21 protein-coding genes, 1 other RNA gene and 1 pseudogene are annotated in these 23,103 nt (G+C 48.1%); 6 read left to right on the top strand and 17 right to left on the bottom strand.

From position 1 onward, the window contains the following. Complete coding sequence (locus tag BTJ40_RS20365) at positions 1–786, bottom strand: outer membrane protein OmpK (protein WP_108734804.1); 786 nt, start codon at positions 784–786, stop codon at positions 1–3. An 803-nt stretch (positions 787–1,589) separates the two neighbouring features. Here BTJ40_RS20365 and BTJ40_RS20360 point away from each other — a divergent pair. After that, entirely contained in the window at positions 1,590–2,006 is a 417-nt protein-coding gene (locus BTJ40_RS20360; protein WP_108734803.1) for a VOC family protein, read from the top strand. Positions 2,007–2,079: 73 nt separating this feature from the next. On the opposite strand, the gene BTJ40_RS20355 is transcribed toward BTJ40_RS20360, so the two are convergent. The 4 genes from BTJ40_RS20355 to BTJ40_RS20340 form a co-directional block, all read right to left on the bottom strand. Further along, a complete protein-coding gene (locus BTJ40_RS20355) occupies positions 2,080–3,000 on the bottom strand; it encodes a DMT family transporter (protein ID WP_108734802.1) in 921 nt (306 codons plus the stop codon). 2 nt (positions 3,001–3,002) lie between these two features. Beyond that, positions 3,003–3,587 (bottom strand): cysteine hydrolase family protein, encoded by a 585-nt coding sequence (locus BTJ40_RS20350; RefSeq protein WP_108734801.1) that lies wholly within the window; start codon positions 3,585–3,587, stop codon positions 3,003–3,005. Positions 3,588–3,674: 87 nt separating this feature from the next. Continuing rightward, entirely contained in the window at positions 3,675–5,201 is a 1,527-nt protein-coding gene (locus tag BTJ40_RS20345) for a cryptochrome/photolyase family protein (protein ID WP_108734800.1), read from the bottom strand. 53 nt (positions 5,202–5,254) lie between these two features. Then, positions 5,255–6,814 (bottom strand): ATP-binding cassette domain-containing protein, encoded by a 1,560-nt coding sequence (locus BTJ40_RS20340; RefSeq protein WP_192879359.1) that lies wholly within the window; start codon positions 6,812–6,814, stop codon positions 5,255–5,257. Positions 6,815–7,096: 282 nt separating this feature from the next. Between BTJ40_RS20340 and BTJ40_RS20335 the strand changes: the two genes are divergently transcribed. After that, complete coding sequence (locus BTJ40_RS20335) at positions 7,097–7,816, top strand: hypothetical protein (protein WP_202862835.1); 720 nt, start codon at positions 7,097–7,099, stop codon at positions 7,814–7,816. Positions 7,817–7,856: 40 nt separating this feature from the next. Here the strand turns inward: BTJ40_RS20335 and BTJ40_RS20330 are convergent, their stop codons facing one another. The 4 genes from BTJ40_RS20330 to BTJ40_RS20315 form a co-directional block, all read right to left on the bottom strand. Then, complete coding sequence (locus BTJ40_RS20330) at positions 7,857–9,053, bottom strand: CaiB/BaiF CoA-transferase family protein (protein WP_108734797.1); 1,197 nt, start codon at positions 9,051–9,053, stop codon at positions 7,857–7,859. A gap of 53 nt (positions 9,054–9,106) precedes the next feature. Beyond that, entirely contained in the window at positions 9,107–10,255 is a 1,149-nt protein-coding gene (locus tag BTJ40_RS20325; protein ID WP_108734796.1) for an acyl-CoA dehydrogenase family protein, read from the bottom strand. A gap of 106 nt (positions 10,256–10,361) precedes the next feature. Further along, positions 10,362–12,518 carry a 3-hydroxyacyl-CoA dehydrogenase NAD-binding domain-containing protein gene (locus tag BTJ40_RS20320; RefSeq protein ID WP_108734795.1) on the bottom strand — a complete coding sequence of 719 codons (2,157 nt, stop codon included), beginning with the start codon at positions 12,516–12,518 and terminating at the stop codon, positions 10,362–10,364. A gap of 10 nt (positions 12,519–12,528) precedes the next feature. Then, positions 12,529–13,737 (bottom strand): acetyl-CoA C-acetyltransferase, encoded by a 1,209-nt coding sequence (locus BTJ40_RS20315; protein ID WP_108734794.1) that lies wholly within the window; start codon positions 13,735–13,737, stop codon positions 12,529–12,531. A 386-nt stretch (positions 13,738–14,123) separates the two neighbouring features. Here BTJ40_RS20315 and BTJ40_RS20310 point away from each other — a divergent pair, with 386 nt between their 5' ends. Beyond that, positions 14,124–15,368: an OmpA family protein gene (locus tag BTJ40_RS20310; RefSeq protein WP_108734793.1), complete on the top strand. Its 1,245-nt coding sequence runs from the start codon at positions 14,124–14,126 to the stop codon at positions 15,366–15,368. Positions 15,369–15,555: 187 nt separating this feature from the next. Here BTJ40_RS20310 and BTJ40_RS20305 read toward each other — a convergent pair whose 3' ends face one another. Beyond that, positions 15,556–16,590, bottom strand: a complete 1,035-nt coding sequence (locus tag BTJ40_RS20305; RefSeq protein ID WP_238152077.1) for an AraC family transcriptional regulator — start codon at positions 16,588–16,590, stop codon at positions 15,556–15,558. Positions 16,591–17,125: 535 nt separating this feature from the next. Between BTJ40_RS20305 and BTJ40_RS20300 the strand changes: the two genes are divergently transcribed. Next, on the top strand, positions 17,126–17,458 hold the full coding sequence (locus tag BTJ40_RS20300) for a helix-turn-helix domain-containing protein (RefSeq protein WP_108734791.1): 333 nt from the start codon (positions 17,126–17,128) through the stop codon (positions 17,456–17,458). A gap of 25 nt (positions 17,459–17,483) precedes the next feature. On the opposite strand, the gene BTJ40_RS20295 is transcribed toward BTJ40_RS20300, so the two are convergent. From BTJ40_RS20295 to rpiA, 3 genes are all read right to left on the bottom strand, one after another. Then, the gene (locus BTJ40_RS20295; protein ID WP_108734790.1) at positions 17,484–17,861 is read right to left on the bottom strand and encodes a DUF4168 domain-containing protein; all 378 of its coding nucleotides are present in this window, start codon (positions 17,859–17,861) and stop codon (positions 17,484–17,486) included. A gap of 311 nt (positions 17,862–18,172) precedes the next feature. Then, positions 18,173–18,799, bottom strand: coding sequence for a transglycosylase SLT domain-containing protein (locus BTJ40_RS20290; protein ID WP_108734789.1), 627 nt, complete (start codon positions 18,797–18,799; stop codon positions 18,173–18,175). A 17-nt stretch (positions 18,800–18,816) separates the two neighbouring features. Further along, positions 18,817–19,488 carry a ribose-5-phosphate isomerase RpiA gene (rpiA, locus tag BTJ40_RS20285; RefSeq protein ID WP_108734788.1) on the bottom strand — a complete coding sequence of 224 codons (672 nt, stop codon included), beginning with the start codon at positions 19,486–19,488 and terminating at the stop codon, positions 18,817–18,819. 208 nt (positions 19,489–19,696) lie between these two features. Here rpiA and ilvA point away from each other — a divergent pair. Together ilvA and BTJ40_RS22535 are read left to right on the top strand one after the other, a co-directional pair. Next, positions 19,697–21,214: pseudogene (ilvA, locus tag BTJ40_RS20280) on the top strand (threonine ammonia-lyase, biosynthetic); the annotation flags it as partial. Positions 21,215–21,458: 244 nt separating this feature from the next. Next, on the top strand, positions 21,459–21,596 hold the full coding sequence (locus tag BTJ40_RS22535) for a hypothetical protein (RefSeq protein WP_192879435.1): 138 nt from the start codon (positions 21,459–21,461) through the stop codon (positions 21,594–21,596). 93 nt (positions 21,597–21,689) lie between these two features. On the opposite strand, the gene BTJ40_RS20275 is transcribed toward BTJ40_RS22535, so the two are convergent. The 4 genes from BTJ40_RS20275 to BTJ40_RS20260 all read right to left on the bottom strand — a co-directional run bounded on the left by BTJ40_RS20275 (position 21,690) and on the right by BTJ40_RS20260 (position 23,090). Next, positions 21,690–22,268 (bottom strand): 5-formyltetrahydrofolate cyclo-ligase, encoded by a 579-nt coding sequence (locus BTJ40_RS20275; RefSeq protein ID WP_108734786.1) that lies wholly within the window; start codon positions 22,266–22,268, stop codon positions 21,690–21,692. A gap of 23 nt (positions 22,269–22,291) precedes the next feature. Further along, positions 22,292–22,472, bottom strand: a non-coding RNA gene (gene ssrS, locus BTJ40_RS20270) — 6S RNA. Between the two features lie 85 nt (positions 22,473–22,557). After that, a complete protein-coding gene (locus BTJ40_RS20265) occupies positions 22,558–22,887 on the bottom strand; it encodes a cell division protein ZapA (RefSeq protein ID WP_108734785.1) in 330 nt (109 codons plus the stop codon). Then, positions 22,887–23,090, bottom strand: coding sequence for a TIGR02449 family protein (locus BTJ40_RS20260; RefSeq protein ID WP_108734784.1), 204 nt, complete (start codon positions 23,088–23,090; stop codon positions 22,887–22,889). The genes BTJ40_RS20265 and BTJ40_RS20260 overlap by 1 nt, the downstream gene beginning before the upstream one ends. Between the last annotated feature and the right edge of the window lie 13 nt (positions 23,091–23,103).

Below are 23,103 nucleotides of genomic sequence, written 5' to 3'. Positions count from 1 at the left end.
TCAGAAGTGGTATTTTACTAGCAGGTTAACGTTGCGCTCGTTGGAATCGACACCATGAGTGCCATCTTTGATTCCGAACTTGTCGTTCCAGTGTACGTACTCAATACCTGCGTACAGGGTCTTGGGTTCACCCCAGGTGGCGCCGGCATCCCATTTCAGCTGGGAGGTAAAGTTAGTGCTCGGATGTGAATCTTCAGAAGCACTGGTCCAATCGATAAATCCGTCGTAGACAAAGCTGGCATCACCCAGGGTAAAAGGCATGGCCCAAACCAGGGTCAGCTGCTCGTTGCTGGCTTTGTCATCGTTATCGCGGCGATAAACATTTGCCTGTACAAAGGAGAAACCGGGGACTGCGAGGTCAAAGCCCACACCGGCCAGGTAATTAGTAAAGTGGGGGCCGGTTGCTGCCAGGTGGTCCGGGTCATCCATATTGCCTAGCTCAACTGCTGTGGCAATCAGTAAATCGGTAACCGGCCCAAAAGCCAGTTCATTTCCGCTGAGCTTTCCCAGGCTCAGGCGGGGAGAAATCTCACTATACAGCTCATCGGAGTCATCTTCCGAGTCCAGGTAGTCGGCAAAAATAAAGAGGTCACCCCAGCTGTGGCCACTGGCGTGCTCAAAAGTTACTACGGATCTCTCAGAGTCATCCGTGGTCCTGCTGTAGTTGACTTTGTAATCGCGGCCGGAAAGTAGGCTTAGGCTGTTGTCACTCCAGGTCATCTCAGCTTGGGCAGCTACGGACAACAGGCTAGAGGCCAGCAGTAGCAGGGGCTTGGTTGGTTTCATTCTATTACCTCTGTTACAGCGACAGGCGAATAACGCACTGGCGGCCGATGAGAAAATCGGCAGTTGGTTAAAAAATAGTCGCGGAATGTACCAGAACTTGTCCCTTGTTTTCCAGTGTTTTTTCTCAGGATTTACGCTTTTTTCAGAGCTTTTCAAGTAACTCTGCACCAAAAAATACCGCAGAGAAAAAACGGGGTGCTCATTAGCTGGTTGCTTGTGGATGGGTGTAGCAAAAAAGTACTGCCTGAGTGGTTTGAGCGCAGGAGATCGCTAATTTACAGGTGCAAAGTAAATTAACTGTCCATAAAGTCAGCTTTTGCCCTTTGATGGTGCCTTCAGGTGGGGTGCGAATGCTTTTGGTGCTCTCGAGGTGGGTTGCCGGTAGTGTTTAACCTTAACTGCAATGACCGCTATTCCGGTTTAGGGTTTAAATAGGTCCTGTTATATCAGTACATATCAAGTCTTTTAAATAGGATGATATTTCAAAGATCAGTATAATAAGCTGATTGAAGTGCGGCATTTGGGAGCATTTCAGGTTAGGGGCCCGTCGCTACTCTTTTTTACTCCTTCCTTTATATAAGTAAGGAGTGGCCTGTGGCTGAAGAGGGTGGGTATGGTTATAGGGCAGTGTTATCCCGCAGTCCTGTTGCCAGTAGGGCCCAAAATTCAATAGATAGTTGGATTGTACCGCCGGGGGACTCCCCGTTCATAAACCGATAAGAATTAGAGCCAGTAACAGCTGGCCTGCATTTACCCTGACTTATGGGTCGATGAAAGGGCAATCAGTAGATATGGGAGACAGTATGAAATCGAATTGTTTGCACCTTGCGATTCCGGCAGGGGACCTGGAAACCGCCAAGAAATTTTATTGCGATGTCCTGGGTTGTAAAACCGGCAACAGTGAGGAAGGGCGTTGGGTCGATATCGACTTCTGGGGCAATGAGCTCACCCTACACCAGAGTGAAGAGAAGCTTCCCAGTGTTCGTCATAAGGTGGATATGGGTGAAGTGGCCGTTCCCCACTTTGGCATTCACCTGCCAGAAGATGAGTTCCAGGCACTGAAGGGCCGTATTGAAGCTGCTGGGCTGGAATATCTGGATAAACCCTACCGTCGCTTTGTCGGTAATGAATATGAACAGGAGACCCTCTTTATCGAAGATCCAAACGGTAACGTTCTGGAAATGAAAACGATGGTTAATCCTGAACTGATGTTCAAGTAAAAGCCTGGGCCCTGCAGATAATTGAATTTGTGGGGCTGAGTTTCTCCTGCTATTCCCTGTCCACCTATCCTTGCTAAGAATGCGATGCCTTAATCTGGGGCTGGGTTCTGATTGCCTGAATAATACCTCCGATAACAATCAGTAGGCTGCCGGCATAAGTATTCCAGGCTGGGAGTGTGTTATAGACCAACCAATCCAATATGCCGGAAAAGATCAAGCTTGTATATAAATAGGGAGACAGGCTGGCAGGCCTGTTCACTCGCCGGTAGGCTTTTGTGCGTAAGGACTGATTGCTGATTGTCGAAAGGCTAAAACCAATAATCACAATCACAAAACTGACAGAGCTGGATATCGATACTGCGACTTTTGTCAGCTCCCCAAGGTCCCTCCCAATTAATAAAATAACAAGCATATACAGGCTGGACAAGCCAAACATCTTGGTAGTTGAAGATATCGTATTTTGTTTTTTTGAAGAGTGGTGCATGACAAACTGTGAACAGGCTCCGAAGAAGCCGGACAGCAGGCCCACTATCATATAGCTGTCAAAACCAGCAGTTGGTTTCAATATAAAAGCAACGCCAATAAAACTGATTATACTGGCTACAAGAGTCTTCTTTTTTATCGGATCTTTTTTGACAATCCAGGTGATGAAGGGAAGAAACAATCCGGAAGTTGAAAAAAGTAGGGCGGCAACAAGTAATGAACCCTTAGACAAATAATAAAACAAGCAATACTGTGCGAGACAAGTGAATAGTGCTCTTGCACCATCAATCTTATCTATACGATGTGTCACAGGATTTTGATCGAAAACAACCAGGCAAATCCAGGTGAGAAGCAAAAATGGAGCAAAGAAACGGATAAAGACTATCAGTGATAGGGAGCTAAAGGTGGTTAATTCCTTGCCAAATAGCCCCGTCAGAGACATGCAAAAAGCTGCCAAAATTGCAGTAATCACGCTGATGATAAATTCTCGATTAGAAATTCGAGAGTTCATTGCTAATCACTACCGCTACTAGCAATAATTTCATCGACAGTCTTTACAATTCCTATTTGCGTTAAAAAATGCAGGCTGTTCCTCTTGTTTTTTTCTGTATCTGACTCACAAGCATCTGAAGCGATATAAACTAGAAAGTCCCTGTCATGGGCCTCTCTTGCTGTTAATTCGACTGTATTTTGTGTTGATACTCCACAGAGTATTATTTTCTCGATGCGGTGACTGGCCATAAGTACCGGCAATTCGGTTCCACGGAAACCGCTCACACGTCTTTTATATATAGATACATCGCTGTCGCTAATATTCAAGTCATCGATAAAATCAGTGCCCCAGCTCCCCTGTTTAAGAGCATCTATATCTTTAATGTGGTTAAAGAGAGGAGAGTGAGGAGAGGATTCCCGGTAGTCGTCAGAGAATGCGACCCTGATATGACAAATTAAGTGACTGTGTGTCCTGCCCCATATAATCAGTTTATTAGTATTCTTAATGATTTTGTTCTTTTTAATCCTTGAAGCCGCTGCTGCTATTTGACCATTTTGGTGACAAATGTCGTTGATAAAATCGAGCGTGATAATCGCAGTTTTCATATCCTGAAAATTTTAATAAAAGTATTTACAGAGTTTAGTAATAGTTAAGGAGGACTTCAGTAAATAATTTTAATAAACCTGGAGGATTTATTGCTTCTTTGTCATAAATTTCTTCGCACGCCTCTGTATTTCTACCAGTTCTTTTCTTTCTATTTTATCTAGAAGATTGAACATCATTGACATTCGATGATTATCTTTAAGCAGTTTTCTTTTTTCTATTAGAAAGTTCCAATATAAGCTATTAAAAGGGCAAGCATTTTCCCCAGTTCTCTGCTTAACGTCATAAATACAGTCGCGGCAATAGTTACTCATTTTATTGATATAGGAACCACTACTGATATAGGGCTTGGTTGCTACTAACCCGCCGTCAGCGAATTGACTCATTCCCCGAGTGTTTGGCATTTCCACCCATTGAATCGCATCTATGTAAATACCGAGATACCAGCTTTCCACTTGATCTGGGTGAGTTTGTGTTAGTAGAGCAAAGTTGCCGGTAATCATTAACCTCTGAATATGATGAGCATAAGCATTATCTAAACTATTCTGGATGGCCTTATGAAGGCAGTTCATGGAGGTTTCAGCATTCCAAAAGAAATCTGGGAGGTCATTGCTATTCTTAAGTTTATTCTGGTTCTCATAATCGGGCATGGACATCCAGTAGACACCACGCATATACTCCCGCCAACCTAGAATTTGCCGCACAAAACCTTCAATCTGATTGAGGCCTATAGAGGCTTTACCTTCTTTCCAAGATTTAATTGCCGTATCAATAGCTTCTTTTGGGCTTATTAGTTTACTGTTAAGTGAGAAGCTTATTCGGCTGTGGTAAAGAAAGACTTCATTCGGGTCCATTGCATCCTGAAAATCGCCAAAATGCGGCAGTAGATACTGGCAGAAGTGACGAAGTAGTTTAATGGAATCTTCTCTACTGGTTGGCCATATAAAGTTCTCGGGATCAACTTTCCCAATACTTTTCACTCCCGATTTTTTTATGCGAGCTAAGGTTGAGGTGACGTTACTTTTTAGTTGATATTGCTTGGGTTTGCCTAGTTTATCATTCCACTTCTTCCTATTACTTTGGTCAAAATTCCACTTGCCTCCTTCAGGCTTTTCGTTATTCATCAGTACTTTATGTTTTTTTCGCATATGTCGATAGAAACTCTCCATAAGCAGGGAATTTTTACCATGGAAGAAGTCACAAAGCTCTTCTCGATCGGTTAGGAAGTGCTCAGTATCATAAGCTTGGGATTCTATAGATAATTTTCCCTTTAATTGTTGCAGTTGTTGATCTAATCGATATTCATCGGGAAGTTGATATTCAAATTTTTCAATTTTATGTCGACTGACAATGTCTTCGATATTTTTTATGAGATTCTGTTTGTTCTTTTTATCGTTGAGCCGGTAATAAATGACTTTAATCCCCTTGTTTCTAATCCATTCGGAAAATTTTTCCATGGCCTCAAAAAAGGCAATAATTTTTTGTATATGATGAACGGTATAGTCGGTCTCCTGGCGCATCTCAGCCATAAAGTAGATAGTATTCTCCTGGCTCCCTCGAAACCAGGAGTGCTTTTGATTTAATTGGTCTCCTAATAGCAAGCGTAGCGTTTTCACATATCACTTCCTGTATTTATAGGCTCCTATAGTTATATTGGGCTTTAATATTCCTACAGGCAGATCTCATTATTCACTCCCACCTTTTCTACAAAGCTGGAGTCGTGGGATATCAATAGGAACGTTCCTGGGTATTCAATCAGTGCGGTTTCCAGCGCTATTCGAGACTCCAGATCCAAGTGGTTGTCCGGTTCGTCCAGTAGTAGCAGGTCTGGTGCCTCAGCGCCACGTGTAGCGGCAAGTAAAACAACCTTTAGGCGCTCTCCTCCACTTAAAGTGTTAGTGGGGCGAAAGGCGGAGTCTCCTCGAATATTTAATGTCGCCAGTGCCGTACGCCAATAATTGGTTTTTGTATCTGGATGTAGCAGGGTTAGGTTTTCCAGGGCAGATATCTTCCCATTTAATTGGCTAAGGTGTTGGTCCAAATAAAAGCAGCTGCCAAATGTTCTACATAAGCCTCCGGCAGGTTTTAGTTGTCCGGCAATGACCTTTAGTAGAGTTGATTTTCCGCTCCCATTAGCACCGCGGATATGCCAGCGATCGCCACTATGCATAGTAAATGACAGGGATTCACTATAACTGCCATAAGGCAATTTCAGGCCATCGAGGTGCAGTCGGATGCCGCCAGTCAGTCCCACTCTATTGAGGTGCATACTCACTGGTTGATCAATTGTGTGACCCTTTTGAGCACTTTCTAACTCTTGTTTAAGGTTTTGGTATTGGCGATCCAGATTGCGAGAGAGTTTGCCTAAGCTCCGCCCCGCACGATCTTTCTTTGCATCCAATAGGGATTTACATTGGGAGCCCTGTAGTTTTTTACCCTGATTTCTTCTAGTTGCAGTCTTATTGCTAGAGCTCTGTTTCAATTTATTCAGGCTGTTTACTTTCTTTTTGGTGTTTTCAATCTTCCTTTCTATAGATTGACCCTGTATTTTTTTTACTTCTTGGTAATTTGAGTAGTTACCGCCGTAAGTTCGTAATTTTTCACTGTTTAATTCCAGTATTGTATTGGCCTGTTGAAGCAACTCTCGATCATGACTGACCATCAAGATCCCAGCGCGGTGATTGTGGATTTTCTGCAGTAACCATTCCTTACCCGTTGAATCCAAGTGATTACCAGGTTCATCCAGTAGCAGATAGTGATTTTTATGAGAGAAAGCATGGATTAAATCTAGAAGTACTCTTTCACCTCCACTAAGGTTTTCGACAGGTGTGTCTAGCGTAAGATTTATTCCCGCACTATATAAATTTTGTTGCCATAAGGTAGGTAGTTCCCATGAGTCAGCAACTCTTATCAGATCTTCCTCGCAATAACTGCCAGATTCGATACGTGAGAAGCAATCATAGAGACCTTTAGGATCGAATATATCCACAACTCTATGCTGAGGAATGTCTCTTGCCTGATCGACTTTTAAGTAGTCGGAATACCAGGTTATGCTCCCTTGGTCGGGTTTTAGACTGCCAGAGAGAGTTTCTAAAAAAGTCGATTTTCCACAGCCATTATTTCCCACCAGGCCGGTATATCCCCTTGGTAGCTCAATATTGATACCTGAAAATAGAGGTTTATCCGGAATGTTAAAATAGAGATTTTTAATAGAACAAATATTCTGCATATCACCCTCCGGTAGTCGGATTGGGTGGCGCAATACCATGTTCTCAGGAAAATTTTACAGAAGAGAATTCGGTACGCCACTTGCACAGGAATTGAAGGCCTCTTGTGAAGCCGGTATAGACCCAGTGTGTGCAAGATTTAATTCATCGGCGTAGATGTATCCAAATAGAAAAATTAATGTGCAGTAGCTTAGTGAATGTAGCTAAAGAGTTCAAGTCCGAATTTGTAATTGGTACTGGCTTTATAAAAAATAAATTGGCGTGAGGGCCTTTTTAAGATTACATTGCAAAATTACCTTCTTATCGAAGTTCGTTTGTTAAAAGGAATCATTATGGTATTTGAAGGATTCATATTGGTTGGCCTGTTGATCGTAAGTACTACAGCTTTTTTCTTTTACCAGAAATCCGCACGACATAGATTTTTGAAAGAATATCAATTTCATCCATCACTTAAGTGTAGAGTGATGGAAAAATATCCTCATCTCAGTAAAAAACAACTGGATTTGGTGTTCGATGGCTTGAGAGACTATTTCGCTATCTGTCAAACAGCAGGTAGGAAAATGGTGGCTATGCCATCTCAAGTTGTCGATGTAGCTTGGCATGAATTCATATTAAGCACACAGTTATATCGCAATTTCTGCAAAAAATCCTTTGGCCGCTTCCTGCATCATACGCCTAATGAAGTTAGGCCAAAGAAAAATGCTGCCTGTGAGGGCATCAGGCGGGCGTGGCGAATTGCCTGTGTACATAGTGATATTGATCCTTCAAAGCCGAAGTCATTGCCGCTTATTTTTTTGATTGATAAAAAGTTGAGAATTAAAGATGGCTTTCATTACTCATTGAATTGCCGTTCCAGGAATAATCCCTCTGCAGACTACTGTGCCAGCCATATTGGTTGCTCCGCGAGTTGTGCGGGAGGCCCCTCTAATGGTGGCTCTGGTGGATTTTGGAGTAGTGACTCCTCTTCGGATACTGGTAGCAGCTGTGGTGGAGGTGGTGATTAGAGGCAGCAGCTAGCTGCCATATCTATCCCAATCCAGGTGGCTAATTAGTGGCGCCTTGGGCTTCAGATATTTCATCAATCTCTCCAGAGCTAAAACCAAGCTCACTTAGCACGGCATGGTTATGCTCCCCTAGGGCGGCTCCTCGGTTGAATGATTGGGGCTTTCGGCTGTTAAATCTAAAGGGAGTGTTGATCTGCTTGATATCTCCATTAACCGAGCAAATCATATCCCTGGACTGAATAAGCTCGCTGTCAGCAGCCTCTGTAAAGCTGAGTACGGGCTCAATACACGCATCGATATCCTGGAATACAGCTATCCACTCCTTTTGGGTCTTGGTAGCAATAACTGTGGCAATATCCTCTTTCAGCTTTTCTTGTTGGTCATCTTGGATAATGCGACCTAACCACTCCCCATGGCCTATTTTAATAAAAAATTGCTCTGCAAATTGCGGTTCTAAACTGCCTACTGAAAGATAACGATTGTCCGATGTACGATAGTAATCGTAATAACTGCCACCATTTAACAGCTCGGATTCAATCTCTGGAGAGGTATTCAAAGCCAGGGCATTGGCCCCACTGATTGCGTTTAAAGCAAAACTGCAATCCGTCATACTGATATCAATATAGCTGCCATCTCCGGTTCGCTGCCGATGATATGCGGCTGCGAGTATCGACATTACCGCGTGATGGGAGCCACCGGCGATATCTGCTATTTGAGTGCCACTCAGGCAAGGGCCGTGACTGCGGCTACCGGAGTAACTCGCTAAGCCGGATAAGGCGAGGTAGTTGATATCGTGTCCAGCACGCTGTTTCAATGGTCCGGTCTGGCCATATCCTGTTATCGAGCAGTAAATTAGATCTGCGCGCTGTTGGCTTAAGTGTTGATAGCCCAGGCCTAGCCTATCCATTACTCCTGGACGGAATTGCTCAATAACGACATCGTATTTCTGAAGTAACCGCCGAATCACCTCTTGTGCCTTCGGGCTTTTCAGGTCGATTGCTAGAGAGCGTTTGTTGCGATTGATGGTTGCGTGAGCGGCCGAAAGAGGGGGAGAACTATCGACCATAGGAGGAAAGCCCCTCAGTAAATCAGGTCGAGAGGGGGACTCGATTCTCAATACTTCAGCTCCCATGTCAGCTAACAACATAGTCGCATAGGGACCGGGGAGGAGGGTGGAAAAATCGAGTATCTTGAGCCCCTCCAGTGGGGCACAGTGATTATTTGTGTGCGAATTCACTTTTATATCATTATTTTAATTGAAGACAGAAGCTTTAATTTACTAGATTTAATCTAGTCATCACGGAGAAGCTCACGGGAAATAATCAACTTCATTATTTCATTGGTTCCCGCATAGATTCGTGCCACTCGGGCATCGGCCCAGGATCTGGCGATAGGATATTCCCACATATAACCGTAGCCGCCATGTAATTGCACACATTCATCCAATAGCTTGCATTGGAAATCCGTACTCAGTAATTTTGCTTTGGCCGCTGTTGCAACGTCGAGTTCTCTCGTATAGTGAAGCTCCAAGCAGCGATCGATAAATACTCGCAGAGCAGTTAACTCACTGTCCAGCTCGGCTAATTTGAACTGTGTATTTTGAAAGGCAGAGACAGGTTTACCAAATGCCTTGCGTTCCCGCACATAATCGATCGTCCATTGCAGAGCAGCCTCAGCATTAGCTATTGCATAAATCGCCACACTTAAACGTTCTTGCGGCAGCTCCTGCATTAAATAAATAAATCCCTGCCCCTCTCCACCGAGAAGGTTGTCCACTGGAACCCTGACATCATCAAAAAATAGCTCTGAAGTATCCTGGGCCTTCATACCTATTTTTTCCAGATTGGTACCTCGCTTAAATCCAGGACTGTCTGCTTCTACGAGCAGTAAACTGACCCCTGAGGCCCCCTCGTGAGGATCTGTTTTAGCCACCACAATAACCAGGTCTGCCTGCTGGCCATTGGTGATAAAAGTCTTCGATCCATTTAATAGATAATGATCCCCTTTGCGCACGGCAGTGGTTCTAACCCCTTGAAGATCTGATCCGGCTCCGGGTTCTGACATGGCTATAGCGGTTATTATTTCTCCGCTGATACATTTGGGGAGGTACTTTTTCTTTTGCTCTTCTGTACCGTAATTAATAATGTAAGGCACAGCGATATTGGAGTGCAGACCCCAACCAATACCGGAAAGGCCTGCCCGGGCTATTTCCTCGTCGATAATGGAGTTGTAGCCGTAGTCCAGTCCCAGGCCACCATACTTTTCGTCAATTTGCGGACAGAGAAAGCCCATTTCTCCAGCCTTGTTCCATAACTTCCGATCTACCTGGCCTTCTTTTTCCCATTGATGGTGGTAGGGAACAGCTTCATTCTCTAAAAACTTGCGCAAAGTTTCGCGAAACTGCTCATGATCTTCGTTGTAAACTGTTCTTGGTACCATCCTTTCACCACCGCATTTTACTACTGAAAAATTGAACCAGTGTTTTGGGTGGCGATGTAAACAGTGACGGTTTGAAATGCCTGTTTACATCGCTCAATTCCCAGAGCTAGGGGTTGTCTGTCAGGGCCTTTCCAGACTCCGCCAGATCCAGCAAAATCGCTGGCGGGGCAAATCGATCACCATAGGCCTCAGCCAGTTGCTGAGCGCGCTGGGTAAACGCTTTCAGGCCATACTGGCTGATATATTGCAGAGCACCCCCGGTCCACGGTGGGAAACCGATACCGAAGATGGAGCCAATATTGGCATCGCGCACACTGCGCAGAACATCCTCCTGATAACAGCGCAGTGTCTCCAGGGCCATAATAAACAACAGCCGCTCCTTTACATCCTTTATCGGCAGGGCTTCTTTGGCGGGAAATTCCTTTTCAAGGCTGTTCCATAGGTGCTTTTTCCCGCCCTCTGGATAAGTATAGAAGCCGCCACCTGCGGCCTTACCTGCGCGACCCACTTCAAGCATTCGGTCGATCACCCCGTCGGCAGGGTGGGTAGGGGCGGGCTTACCTTCTTTTTGCAGGTCGTTGATAGTCTGTTGGCGTATCCGGCTCATCAGGCTTAATGAGACCTCGTCACTGACAGCCAGAGGGCCGACAGGGAAGCCGGCCAGGGCTGCGGCATTTTCAATTGTGGCGGGGTTAACCCCTTCGCTGAGCATGCCGATACCTTCGTTGGTAAAGCAGCCGAATACCCTTGAGGTGAAGAAGCCGCGGCTGTCGTTGACAACGATAGGAGTCTTACCAATTTGCAATACAAAGGCGAAGGCTTGGGCGAGAGTCTCATCACTGGTTTGCTCCCCACAGATAATTTCCACCAGTGGCATCTTGTCGGCAGGGGAGAAGAAATGTAGGCCGATAAATTGCTGGGGACGGTCGGAAGCTTGAGCGAGCCCAGTGATCGGCAGTGTCGAAGTGTTGGAAGCAAATACTGCATTTTTCGGCAGCTGTGCTTCTGCTTCCTGGGTAACTTTACGCTTGAGTTCCCGGTCTTCGAAAACTGCTTCTATCACCAACTCACAATCAGCCAGGTCGGTATTGCTGTCTGTTGGCGTAATACGAGCGAGAATCTTCTGTACTTTGTCCTCGGCAATGCGGCCTCGCTGCAAGCGTTTTTGCAGAGATTTTTCCGCATATTGTTTGCCTGCCGAGGCTGCTTCCATGGAGATATCTTTCAATACGACATCAACCCCTTTGCTGGCGCAGGCGTAGGCAATTGCTGAACCCATCATGCCAGCGCCGAGTATGCCAATTCTTTGCACTGGCGACGTTTTATGATCGCGGGCGGCGGCGGGCAGTGATGCTCCGGCTTTGACCTCATTGAGTGCAAACCAGAAAGTACCAATCATGTTTTTGGCAACCTGCCCGCAAGCGAGGCCTACAAAGTGTCGGGATTCAATTCGCGTAGCAGTTTCGAAGTCGACCCGGGACCCTTCGACGACAGTTGCCATTATCGACTCTGGCGCCGGCAGACATCCCTTGGTTTTTTTCTCCAGCATTGCTGGGGCGACCATCAGTAACTGCGCATTTTTAGGGTTCTTTGCGTCCCCTCCCGGCATCCGATAATCCGGTTGATCCCAAGGCTGAGCAACAGGTTGCTCACTATTCTCTCGAATATAAGAGACAGCCTTCTCTAGTAGTTCACTTTCACTGGTAACGAGCTGATGTACCAGACCGGCTTTGAGGGCCTGTTGCGGCCTCACCTGTTTTCCTTCCAGTAAGTAGGGTAGAGACTCCTGGATGCCTAAAAGGCGGGGCATGCGTACACAGCCGCCACCACCAGGTAGTAAGCCTAATGTGACTTCGGGCAATCCCAATTTTATTGCCGTGCTATCGATCACTATACGTTGATGGCAGCTGAGTGCAATTTCCCAGCCACCACCCAGCGCTGTGCCATTAATTGCAGCGACTACCGGTTTACCCTGGGTCTCCAACCAGCGCAGGTTGGCTTTTAATAATTCGCAGGACTCAAAAAAAGGTTTTGCCTCTTCAATTTTGACGGCATATAGAGATTTGAGGTCGCCACCGGCAAAGAAGGTATTTTTTGTGGAGCGAATGATAATTCCACAAAACTCTTGCTGCTTGAGTTGTTCAACCGCTGCGCTCAGTGACTCGGTAAAATCCCGGTCCATCACGTTGGCTGAGGCGTTGGGGTTGTCCATAATCAGGTGGACAATATTGTGATCGTCTTTTTCCAGGCGAATGGATTTCATGGTCTGCCCCCTAAACTCTTTCGATAATGGTTGCTACACCCATACCGCCGCCCACGCATAGCGTGACCAGGCCGTAGCGAAGCTGCCGTTGTTCCAGCTCATCCAGGGCTGTGCCGATCAGCATTGCGCCAGTTGCGCCGAGGGGATGCCCCATTGCAATTGAGCCGCCGTTTACATTGAGTTTCTGTGGGTCTACATCCAGTTCATGCTGGAAGCGCAACACCACTGCCGCGAAGGCTTCATTCACCTCAAAGAGGTCAATATCCTGAGCTGTCAGGCCCGCGGCCTTAAGGGCTTTGTAGGTGGCGGGTGCGGGTCCTGTGAGCATAATGGTGGGTTCTGTACCCACCACAGCGGCGGAGACGATACGGGCACGGGGGGTGAGACCCAGATCTCGCCCGGCTTTTTCACTGCCGATTAGTAGGGCGGCGGCACCATCGACGATACCTGAGGAATTTCCCGCAGTGTGAACATGGTCGATAGATTCGATCTGGGGGTAGCGGGATATGGCAATGCTGTCGAAGCACAAGTCGCCCATTCCGGCAAATGAAGGCTTGAGTTGTGACAGGGCCTCCATGGAGGCATCCGGGCGCACCAACTGATCGTGATCCAGGATGGTCAGTCCATTCTGGTCGCGCACGGGAATTACTGACTTTTCGAAAGCACCGCGTTTCCAGGCTGCCGCGGCCTTGTGCTGCGAGTTCAGCGCGAACTTATCCACATCCTCGCGGGAAAAACCGCCGAGCGTGGCGATTAAGTCGGCGCCAATACCCTGGGGAGCAAAGCCCGTGTCGATTGCCGTTCGGGGGTCCATTGCCCAGGCGCCGCCGTCACTGCCCATGGGCACCCGCGACATTGACTCTATGCCTCCGGCCACCACCAGATGCTCCCACCCGGAGCGCACCTTGGTGGCCGCCAGGTTGACTGCTTCGGCACCGGAGGCGCAGAAGCGATTAAGGGTTACTCCGCCGACATCCCAGTCCCAGTTGGCAGCTAATGCAGCAACTTTTGCGATATCGGCACCCTGATCTCCGATCGGAGTGACACAGCCCATCACGATATCGTCCACCTTGGCAGTGTCGAATCTATTGCGGGCCTGTAATTCTTTCAGAAGATCTGAAAGCAGGGTGATAGGTTTGACTTCGTGAAGGGCACCGCTGGATTTCCCTCTGCCCCGCGGTGTGCGGATAGCATCGTAGATGTAGGCTTCGGTCAGCACGGTTTTAGCCTCTTTTTATTTTATGGTTGTGGTTATAACCATAGTGCGGTGTAGCGCGGGTTCAATGATAAAAGATGCCACGGGAGATGACGCAGTTTCCAGGTACGATTGAAACATTCCCTGTCAATTATCTTTTTGCTTATTCCAAAATAACCTAACCGTGTGGGGGTACTGCCGTACACTCAAGTAAGGCGCCTAAATCTATTGAATTTTTGGCAATAAAAGCTGGCACTTAAATTATCTTTGCCAGAGGAGTTCCATCTGTTTCTGGCAGGATAATTGGTGAATCAGGGCAGTAGAGAAAAGTTTGAATAGATAATTTATAGGTGGCCCCAGGCAAATAAATGTATTTTGCCGGTCCCCGAGGTGGTGAGTGAGGTTTGGCTATGGCGGATAATGTATTGGATATGGCTAGCAGCCAATTGGGCTCCGGGGGTATTGATGCTCTGGCAAAGGCTTTAAATTTGCCGGCTGGACAAGGGGAGGCCGCACTCTTTTCTGGAGTTTCCTACATCCTGGCTGGTATGTTGAACAGAGCCAGTAGCAAAACGGGAATGGGTTATTTATTTAATTTGATTTCCGAGAGTGATGCACTGGATTTAGCTGATTTCGCCTCTGCAGTTTCTTCACCAGAAAAGGTGACATCGGTTAAAAGTATCGGCGAGAAGATGCTGGATAAAATTTTCAGCAGCCGAAAAAAAGAAGTGCTGGAAGTCGCCACTAATAATCTTGGGAAAGAGGGTGGAGATTTATTGAGTGTATCCGCTCCGATAGTCACTTCGCTGATGCAAAGCCAGGCCAAAGCGCAAAAGATGGATGTATCCGACCTGGCATCCTTCCTTATTGGTCAGCGAGACCATTTAAAGGGGTATATACCCGATAACCTGTTGGAAGCAATGGATGTTCCCGATTTAGGAAAGCTGGGGGAAGCCCTGGTTACCCATGGCCATGCCAAACCCCAGGAACCTCGTGCAACGGCAATTCAGGGGACAGAGGAAAAACGGAAACCGGTTAGTTTCAGCAGTTGGTTCTTTCCTTTACTACTGGTACTTGTGGTTCTTTATGCACTTAATATGTGTATGCTCAAGGGAAAAGAGGAGAAGTCTGAAAGTAATCCTTCTATGACCTCCCAGGAAGCGAGCTTTATGGAGTCCGCTTCACAACCGGTAGGGGATTCTCCCCTTGAAAAAGAGAAGCTCGAAGCGCAACTGGGCCCCGATGATTTTTCCAATAATTTGCGCGATTATCTCAGTAGTTTTTCTCAAAGTCCCAACCGGGAATTCCCCATGCGGGTGAACTTTGAAAAGGGAACGGCAAAAATTACCAACCCGTCTGCAGCCGATATCGATGCTCTGGCAAAAATAATGCAGGACAATCCCAACCTATCCATTGCTATTGAGGGCCACGTAAAAGGCGAGGGCAATGAAATTGCAGAGCAGGAAATTTCCCAAGAGCGTGCGGATGTAGTGAAAGAACTTCTACTTCAGAAGGGGATAGCGGCAAACCGTATCACTGCAACAGGAATGGGTTCAGCCAAACCAGTGCCGGAAGACATGGCAGAGAAGAAGGAGCAAAAGGCCATCAATGCCGAGCGTATTAGTGTGCGGATAGTGACAAACTCTCAGGAGTAGCCGAGATATTGGATTTCCTGTGAAGGATATTTTGTAAGGTAGATTTCATTTATAAAAATCCCGGTCACTTGACCGGGATTTTTAGGAAGCCTCTGAATAATTCCGTGATGCCTCTGGCTTTCAGAGCGATTCATGATCAAGACCCGCAGAAATATTACGGAATTGTTCAAAGGCTCCTTGTGTTATTCTAACTTCGGAATTTGTCCCTGTAGGCTCCAGGTGCAAGCCCTGTCCACTTTTTAAATGCGCGATTAAAGGCGCTGGGCTCAGAAAAGCCCAGGCGCTCGGCAATTTCCGCCACGGCAGTTTCCTGCTGTTTTAATTGGTAAACCGCCATATCTCGTCGTACAGAGTCTTTAATATCCTGCCAGCTATTGCCCTCCTCTTTGAGACGGCGGCGCAGTGTCTGCGGTGATGTATACAGGCGCGCAGCAACATCATCCAGTGACAGATTTTCGATACTGTTTTGCTGTTGCAGCATTCGGCGGATACGACCGGTGAAGCTATGATCGGATTTGTATTGGGTCAACAGGCACTCGGGAGCGCGGGAGAGAAAATCGGCCAGTTGCTGCTCATCGCGTACCAGGGGCATTTGCAAGTAACGGGTGTTAAACACCAGGCAGGTTTCACTTTGGTTAAAGTAATGCCTGCAAGGGAACATATCGCTGTAGTCTTCGTTGTAGTCAGGCGGCGGGAATGCCAGAAGAACGCGCTCTAACAAAATGGTACGGTCGATCAGCCAACTGAAAAAACGCAACCAGATTACTGCGATAGATTCGACGAAAATTTGATTGGGCAGTTTTTTTTCATTGGTGTGGTGAATGATCAGTCGAGCTTCTTCACCATCCTCGACCAGCTTAATGTGAAGGTCGTCACTCACCATGCTGATAAAGCGGCTGGAGCGGAGCAGGGCTCGGCGCAGGTTTGGACAGGTGATACAAGCGTGCCCCATCATGGCAAAAGTGCCTGGTAACCAGGGGCGCGCCAGGAAGCCACCTGACTCATCATTCAAAAAATCCCACTCAAGGCGCAGCAAGTTAGCTACCTGCTCACGGCCAATGCGGCTTTCCGGATCATCTAGCTGAGCGGGGGCGATACCACTATCGATGAGTAGCTGTTGGCAGTCCAGCCCGGCTGCCTGTGCACCAGTAAGATGGGCCCTAACCGCAGCGCCGAGGATGCCTAGCCCCGCTTCACGGAATTTGGGGTTTTCATTGTCCACTCTCTCAGCCTCACAATTATTTTCTGTCTGCTGCTGTTGTTTTAATGAGCCTCTGAATAATTCTGTGATGCCACTGGCTTTCTGAGCGGTTCACAATCAAAGCGTGGCTTCGCAGGAATGCCTAAACCTTTCAGGAAGTCGCAACGCAGCATGTGGATCGCTATGAAAGTCCCAGAGGCCCGCAGAGATATTGCGGAATTATTCAGAGGCTCCGGTGTGGATTATGCGCAAAGAGAGAGAGAAAGTCAGGCTTATGTCTGTTTTATATGCAGCAACCTGTGGTTCTATCGGCGTTGAAAATTTTGATTGTGGCACGACTATAGAATAAAAGTTGTCTAGTTCTGTCTTTTGACGTGTATTTTTTGCGTTATAGGCTGAAAATTCCAGTTTTGCTCTCAACAATTTATCGTGCTGAATTTTCGACAAGTGCCGACTTATATTGGGACTAAATGTGAATAGTTAATCAGTATTTTCTCGACCTGTAAGTCATATTCGTCAACAATAGGAAAAATTCCGTTAGTGAAGGATTGGTCAAATGTCATCTACGCCTGTTGCAAGTCAGCTAAACCCGACAATTTGCCGGCGAATGTTGATTGCTTACTTGATCGAGCATATTTCTCGCCCTAATAACCCTGCTTTGGAAGAGGCTACTGGCTGGCCCCGAAGAACGGTACAGGACATTATTGCGAAGGGACTGCCGGGGCACGGTACGATTGTCGAGTTCATACAGGAGGGCGTGCGTCACAATGACGGTTACTATCTGTTGCGCGATTGGGGATCATTCGACAGGGATTGGGTGAAGGTTAATCTGCCGACTATCTGCAAGGTGTTGGATGTAAAGTTGGATTTGAGTGGCGCAGTGAGTTGATCAGTGCGCCACTTAATAGATTAGGTTACTGCTGTGGAGCGTGGCTTTGCTGGAGGATTTTATTGACCTTCTCCAGTAGGGCCGGGTTCGATTTTATACTGTTGGCGATTTCCTGGTATTTCGTTTTAGAGAGGCCGGCTTTTTCAATTGCCGCAATCATTTTTCCCTGAGCTTCTTTGTTGATCGCTTCCGCTTCTTTGATATCGGCAGCCGCTTTCAATTTGGGAGCGTACTCGCGGCTCAGCATCACGATAGAGCGGTAGGCATCGGCAAACTGTTTAAGTTGTGGTTCACTAAAAGAAGCTTTGGGGGCATTTGCCTGGGGAGTGGCAGGCTGTGCAAAAATTAATGGCACGTAAAGTAATATTGCCAATACAGCCAGGTATTTCAAAAAGAGCTTCATCGGGCACTCCAAAAAGTGTAAGGACGCTTTTGCTTCTCTGGGGAAGCACCCAGCGTCACGTTGGGGCTGCAAAATTATGCTTGTGGCGGTGCTGGTACAGTGACCTGTCCCAAGCCTAAAGTGCGTTGCTATTAGTCTCAGCGTAGTCAGTTTCTGGCGCCTTGTAGCGCGATTTTCCGCCAGCACAGAGAAATTTCCCGGAGTGGTTGCAGGGTCATATTTACAATGACCGCTATTTACCCTCCCCGGGGCAGAAAATTACGTGGGTTTTGGTCGATGAGAACTCGGTGGTTATCGGCCTCTATAGTCTGTTAGAAAAACCAGAGGAACTTCTTGCGCTTTTTCAGTGACTGTTCACAGCTATTGAGCTGCTGCTGATACTTTTGTGCCCTGGCGGATACTTTGTGAGATACCTTTTTGAGCCAGGCCTTATTTTTGAAAGTGCGCCGGTTAAATCCACCGTGCCCCTCGTGATAGGCCAGGTAAAGGCTGTAGGTGTCGTTAGCACGTATCTGGCACTGACGTGCACTGGTGTTGTTATACCAGCCAATAAAATCGATAGCGTCGCCAAAATCATCTCTATCGGCACCGTAGTTAAATGAGGATCTTTGGTAGTGACGCCAGGTGCTCCCCAATGCCTGGGGGTAGCCGTAGGCATCGGATGGTCTCGGTCCGGGGATAAAGCCCAGGATCTTGGTTCGCGGGGGTTTGGCATCGTGCACAAAGCGGGATTCCTGATGCATGATTGCCATCATTACCGCAATTGGAGAACCCCATTTGTCCTGAGCATCTTTTGCCTCGCCATACCACTTCTTTTTTTCCTGGAAAATAGAGCAGATATTGTCGAGATCGTTTGGAGGTGTGGTCGCACAGCCGCTGCTCAGCGCAACAGCACTGAGCAAAACGAGCAGTCCATATTTTTTATTTTTTTTGTGCATAACAATTTACGGCATATTTATACGGTAATGGTTTTCACTCCGGTACTGGTGCCAAGCAGTAAAATATCGGCGGAGCGCTTGGCGAAGATACCGTTAGTAACTACCCCTGTGATGTTATTGATAGCCTCTTCAAGGGCAGTGGGGCTTTCGATGCGCAGATTGTATACGTCGAGGATGGCGTTGCCATTATCCGTGATCACACCCTGACGATAAACCGGATCGCCGCCCAGCTTAACCAGTTCCCGGGCAACCAGTGAGCGGGCCATAGGGATAACTTCAACCGGCAGGGGAAACTCGCCCAGGACTTTGACCCACTTGCTCTCATCGGCAATGCAGATAAATTCCTCAGAGCAGGCAGCAACAATTTTTTCCCGCGTCAATGCGGCACCACCACCCTTAATCAGCTCGAGGGCGGGGTTCGCTTCATCAGCACCGTCCACATAGAACTGGATGCCATCGACGGCATTAAGTTCATAAACAGGAATCCCGTGGGATTTGAGCCGCTCTGCGGAGGCCTCGGAACTCGCCACAGTACCATCAAAGGTACCCTTGATCTCTGCAAGGTAATCAATAAAGAAGTTAGCGGTGGAACCGGTACCTACGCCGACAATGGAGCTGTCCTCCAGGCGCGGGGCGATATAGTCGATAGCGGCGCGAGCTGTCGCCTGTTTCAATTCATCCTGGGTCATACTCTGGATAGTTTCCTTTGCAATTATTTCGCATTAATTTGTATCTGACGATAAAAAAAAGCGCAATAGGTTGTTTTTTGTGGCAAATATGCTTTTCAAGGCTTAGACTGTCATGCCGGTGCTGCGCTTCACACAGGGCCTTTGTTGTTCCTGCTACTAGTCTACGCTGAGTCGCGCACAGTAATTAACCGCTACGGCCGTCAAACACGTCATGCCCAAGTCCTATATCAAGCGCATTTTAGACGCACGCATTTACGATGTCGCTACCGAGACGCCGTTGGAGCAAATGCGCCAACTCTCCCATCGCTTTAGCAACCGAATCCTGTTGAAGCGTGAAGACCTGCAACCCGTGTTTTCCTTCAAGGTACGCGGGGCATATAACAAACTCCTGCAGTTGCCTGCCGAGGAGCGGGCCCGGGGTGTGATAGCGGCATCGGCGGGCAACCATGCCCAGGGACTTGCCCTGAGTGCGGCCCAGATGGGAGTACGCGCTACTATTGTTATGCCCAAAACCACCCCGCAAATTAAGGTGAGCGCTGTGCGTATGCGCGGTGCTGAGGTGGTGCTGTACGGTGATACCTTTGATGAAGCCGCGGCGCGGGCCCGCGAGCTGGTTAAGGAGCGGGGGCTGGTATTTATCCACCCCTACGATGACCCCGATGTGATCGCCGGCCAGGGCACCGTGGCTATGGAGATGCTGCGCCAGCACTCGGGCAACCTGGATGCGGTGTTTATTCCGGTCGGAGGGGGTGGTTTAGCTGCGGGCATGGCCGCCTATATCAAATATGTACGCCCGGAAACCAAAGTGTACGGTGTAGAGCCGCAGGATGCTGCCTGTCTGGAGGCCGCGCTGAAAGCCGGCGAGCGCGCTCGGCTACCGGAGGTGGGGTTGTTTGCCGATGGTGTTGCCGTTGCACAAATTGGTGAGGAGACCTTCCGGGTTCTGCGTGAAACCGTGGATGGGGTTATCACTGTCAGTACCGACGAAATCTGTGCAGCCATTAAGGATATATTCGAGGATACACGCTCTATCGCTGAGCCGGCCGGGGCCGTTGGTTTAGCGGGGCTGAAGAAATATCTGGAGCAAAACGACAATCGCAATGGCACCTTCGCCACAGTGTGTAGTGGAGCCAATATTAATTTTGATCGCCTGCGCTACATTAGCGAGCGCACTGAGATCGGTGAAAAGCGCGAGGCGGTCCTCGCGGTAAAAATTGCTGAGCAGCCGGGAAGTTACTTACAGTTTTGCCGGGATTTAGGTGATCGTTCAATCACTGAGTTTAACTATCGTTTTGCCAGTGATAGCGAAGCGCATATCTTCGTGGGGCTGCAAGTGGTATCTGAGCAAGACAGGCATCAATTGGTCAGTCAGCTCGAGTCCAAAGATTATCAGGTCACAGATCTGACCGACAATGAAATGGCAAAATTGCATATTCGCCATTTGGTGGGAGGCAGGGTATCCGGTTTATCTGATGAAGTTATTTACCGCTTTGAATTTCCTGAGCGCCCGGGCGCTTTGCGCAAGTTCCTTGAGCATCTCGCTGGCCGCTGGAATATAACGCTGTTTCACTATCGCAATCACGGAGCGGCTTATGGACGTGTCCTGGTTGGATTGCAGGTGGAACCCGCTGCGCGGGGGGAGCTGCAGACACTTTTACACCAGCTTCAATTCCGTTTTTGGGATGAAACGCAAAACCCGGCTTACCGATTATTTTTGGGTGGTTAACCCCTCGCTTACCGTTACCTGAGAAAGGCGTCTCATTTATCCGTAGGTGTATAGACTGCAAATCCTGTTTTGTCGAACTTGCTTGTCTAATTTTGAGACAAAAAACTCATAAAATATCCAATAAACGGTTACTATTACGCCGCTTCTTGAGTATTGTCTATTCGCGTGGAACTTTTGCTGTGGCTTTGGTCATAAGCGGGGCGAAACGCATATAAAAACAAAATTATCGTACAGGATGGTCCCAATGAAAGCCGATGCGCTGACAATCGCTGTGGTTGTCTTTGTCGCGGGCGTTCTGTTGAGTACCAGTGGTTTATCTGAGGTATTTTCTTCCGAAGCTGAACCGCCGGCTGCTCTGCAACAGGGAGTGGTTACCCGTTAGGCTGATGCCGGGGGGGCGCTCTGCCCACGAGCAAACACAAAAAAAGCCGGACACCCAGGTGTCCGGCTTTTTTTGTATTCCAGCAACCACTTTTTAGCGACAGCGATAAATACGCTGTTCAGTGACCACCATATCCAGCGGAATATCCCAGTTGTCTGTGGGCAAGTTATCCACACACTGCAGCTGGTGCGCTGCGCCAATAAGTTGCGGCCCTGTGCCCGGTAATAACTGTTTGTGCTCAAAAGTTCGATCGTAGAAGCCCGCCCCCATACCCAGGCGCGCACCGCTGGGATCGAAGGCGACCAGAGGCACCAAAACCAGGTCCAGGAGCTTTGGAGCACGGTAGGTGGTGCGTACAGGCTCTGGGATACGATAGCGGTTGCGGAAAGCCAGGGGTTCACCCTGCCAGCGTCTGAACCGGAGGTGGGGATGTGGTTCTGCCGGGAGCTGCGGTAAATAAAAATGTTTTTGTGGAAACCGTTGCAGCAGGTAGCGGACATCCAGCTCACCGTCTGTTGGCCAATAGATACCGACGTGCACTGCTCGATTCATTTGTGGGATACGGCTCAGGAGAGTGATGGTTGCGCGGCCATGCAAACGCTGTTGATAGGCGCTGAGATCCCGTCGCCCCGCGCGCATACGGCGGCGCAGTTGCGTTTTTGTTTCAGTCATTGTGGGAAAAGCGTGGAGAAATAGGGTACCCCGAGTGTGCGGCTGTAGACGGAGCCTTGAACCGTAAGGTTCAAGGTGGTGGGATCCGGAGTACATAAGGCTTTCCGCTACAAGGCGGACTTGCGCACCAGCACCCGCTGGAAACCACCGGGGTAAGATTATCGGCTCAAGGACATAGTCTGCTGGCCAACACCCCAGGGTATGAATCAATTATAACTTGTAGAACGGGGGCCTGTTAACCAGAAATTTAACTGAGGTGACTGGTAGCAGAAAGTGGCTTCTTGTCACCTCAATCTTGAGGTTTTTCTTCCGATTCTATTTCACCGAGGGCACTTTGCACCTTGTCGGTGAGTCGCTCCAACATCTCTTCTTGCAGAGGGATGGAACTGAGTTCAGCTTTCGCCTGGATAAGCTCGTGGGCAATATTAAGCGCTGCCATTACGGCGATACGCTCTAAACCGATAACAGTTCCCGTTGCGCGGATGCGGGACATGCGTTCGTGTAGCAGGTGTGCCGAAGCCTGTAGACCGGCGCGCTCGCTTTCCGCGCAGGCGACACGGTACTCTTTATCGAGAATAGAGACAGTTACAGTTTCGGAGGGTGATGCGGTTTCAGACATCAGGTATCTTGCGTTAGCCCTTTAAGACGGTTAATCATAGCTTCTACCCGCGAGCGGGCGGCCTCGTTATTTTTTATCAGGCGCTGGCGTTCACGCAGCCAGTCGGCTTCCTGCCGGCGCAATTCACGATTGTCATCTGCCAATTGTTGACAGCGGGCAATGAGTGAATCCACGGTGCTTTCTAGCGCTTGCAGCTTATCCATATTTCCTGCATTT

Source organism: Microbulbifer sp. A4B17 (assembly GCF_003076275.1).
GTDB lineage: Bacteria > Pseudomonadota > Gammaproteobacteria > Pseudomonadales > Cellvibrionaceae > Microbulbifer.
Note: the sequence above shows the minus strand (reverse complement) of the source record. Positions and strands in the feature narration are given on the sequence as shown.

Excerpts from the sequence above, each read along its gene's own strand:
- BTJ40_RS20365 (WP_108734804.1), bottom strand. The coding sequence starts at position 786 with ATGAAACCAACCAAGCCCCTGCTACTGCTGGCCTCTAGCCTGTTGTCC.
- BTJ40_RS20360 (WP_108734803.1), top strand. The coding sequence starts at position 1,590 with ATGAAATCGAATTGTTTGCACCTTGCGATTCCGGCAGGGGACCTGGAA.
- BTJ40_RS20355 (WP_108734802.1), bottom strand. The coding sequence starts at position 3,000 with ATGAACTCTCGAATTTCTAATCGAGAATTTATCATCAGCGTGATTACT.
- BTJ40_RS20350 (WP_108734801.1), bottom strand. The coding sequence starts at position 3,587 with ATGAAAACTGCGATTATCACGCTCGATTTTATCAACGACATTTGTCAC.
- BTJ40_RS20340 (WP_192879359.1), bottom strand. The coding sequence starts at position 6,814 with ATGCAGAATATTTGTTCTATTAAAAATCTCTATTTTAACATTCCGGAT.
- BTJ40_RS20325 (WP_108734796.1), bottom strand. The coding sequence starts at position 10,255 with ATGGTACCAAGAACAGTTTACAACGAAGATCATGAGCAGTTTCGCGAA.
- BTJ40_RS20320 (WP_108734795.1), bottom strand. The coding sequence starts at position 12,518 with ATGAAATCCATTCGCCTGGAAAAAGACGATCACAATATTGTCCACCTG.
- BTJ40_RS20310 (WP_108734793.1), top strand. The coding sequence starts at position 14,124 with ATGGCGGATAATGTATTGGATATGGCTAGCAGCCAATTGGGCTCCGGG.
- BTJ40_RS20300 (WP_108734791.1), top strand. The coding sequence starts at position 17,126 with ATGTCATCTACGCCTGTTGCAAGTCAGCTAAACCCGACAATTTGCCGG.
- BTJ40_RS20295 (WP_108734790.1), bottom strand. The coding sequence starts at position 17,861 with ATGAAGCTCTTTTTGAAATACCTGGCTGTATTGGCAATATTACTTTAC.
- BTJ40_RS20290 (WP_108734789.1), bottom strand. The coding sequence starts at position 18,799 with ATGCACAAAAAAAATAAAAAATATGGACTGCTCGTTTTGCTCAGTGCT.
- rpiA (WP_108734788.1), bottom strand. The coding sequence starts at position 19,488 with ATGACCCAGGATGAATTGAAACAGGCGACAGCTCGCGCCGCTATCGAC.
- BTJ40_RS22535 (WP_192879435.1), top strand. The coding sequence starts at position 21,459 with ATGAAAGCCGATGCGCTGACAATCGCTGTGGTTGTCTTTGTCGCGGGC.
- BTJ40_RS20275 (WP_108734786.1), bottom strand. The coding sequence starts at position 22,268 with ATGACTGAAACAAAAACGCAACTGCGCCGCCGTATGCGCGCGGGGCGA.
- BTJ40_RS20265 (WP_108734785.1), bottom strand. The coding sequence starts at position 22,887 with ATGTCTGAAACCGCATCACCCTCCGAAACTGTAACTGTCTCTATTCTC.
- BTJ40_RS20260 (WP_108734784.1), bottom strand. The coding sequence starts at position 23,090 with ATGGATAAGCTGCAAGCGCTAGAAAGCACCGTGGATTCACTCATTGCC.